The 973-nt window shown below is 71.4% G+C and carries 1 protein-coding gene and 1 pseudogene; both read right to left on the bottom strand.

Annotated features, from left to right (window positions below):
• Positions 1-313 (bottom strand): RICIN domain-containing protein (locus ACTWP5_RS32085; protein WP_443224707.1); only part of this gene is annotated, 313 nt, incomplete at its 3' end.
• Between the two features lie 247 nt (positions 314-560).
• A pseudogene (locus ACTWP5_RS32080) lies at positions 561-973 on the bottom strand (RICIN domain-containing protein); the annotation flags it as partial.

Genomic DNA, 973 nt, shown 5'->3' with positions numbered 1-973 from the left:
CGAACTGCCACTGCTGCTGCGCCTGGTCGTTGCGCGACCACTGCGTGATCCGCGCCCCGTCGTTCGTCGCCAGGTTGTACACGTCCAACGCCTTGCCGCTGTTCCGGTTCACCAGCACGTACCAGGCACTGGTGTCGACGGTCGCGGCCGCGGCGGGCGTGGCGCCGAGCATGGCCGTGAGGCTCGCCAGGAGGGACACCACCACGGACACGATCACCGCGCCCAGCCGCCGCCTTCGCCCGAGCCAGCCGCGCGACGGTGCGGCCGTCCGCGTCCGCCGCGGGACCGCGGGCACCTCTTTCGTCCTGGTCATGGGAGTGCTCCATTCGTGGGTCGGGGCCGGCCGCGCTGTCGTCCGCGCGGGGGCCGCCGGATGAGGGATGCCGCCTGCGTTCGCCGGTGTTCCGGTCGTCGTCCACCCGTCCGGGGCACCCGCTGCCGTCGCCAGGCGGCCGCGACGGCAGCGGGGTGCACCGGCTTCCCGGGGGTCCGGGACGGTCTCCCGGGAAGCCGGCCGTGGGACGGACGCGCCGCTCGGGGAGGGGGACCGTGCCGGCTCAGCCGACGCGCATCAGCGCCCACTGCTGGTTGGCGCCGCCCCAGTCGGCGTACTGGACGATGTTGGCGCCGTCGTTGGTCGCCGCGCCCTGCACCTCCAGCGCCTTGCCGCTGTTGACGTTGATCAGGCGGACGTACCCGTCCGTCTGGATGACGGCGCGGAACTGCTGGTTGGTGGTGTTGTTGTCGGACCACTGCACGATGTTGGCGCCGTCGGCGGTCGAGAAGTTGTAGACGTCGAGCACCTTGCCCGAGTGTCTGGACCTCAGCCGGTAGGAGCCGTTGCCCGAGTCGACGAACTGCCACTGCTGCTGCGCCTGGTCGTTGCGCGACCACTGCGTGATCCGCGCCCCGTCGTTCGTCGCCAGGTTGTACACGTCCAACGCCTTGCCGCTGTTCCGGTTCACCAGCACGT

Source organism: Streptomyces sp. 4N509B, assembly GCF_052245655.1.
GTDB lineage: Bacteria > Actinomycetota > Actinomycetes > Streptomycetales > Streptomycetaceae > Streptomyces.
This window is presented reverse-complemented; position numbering and strand designations above follow the sequence as displayed.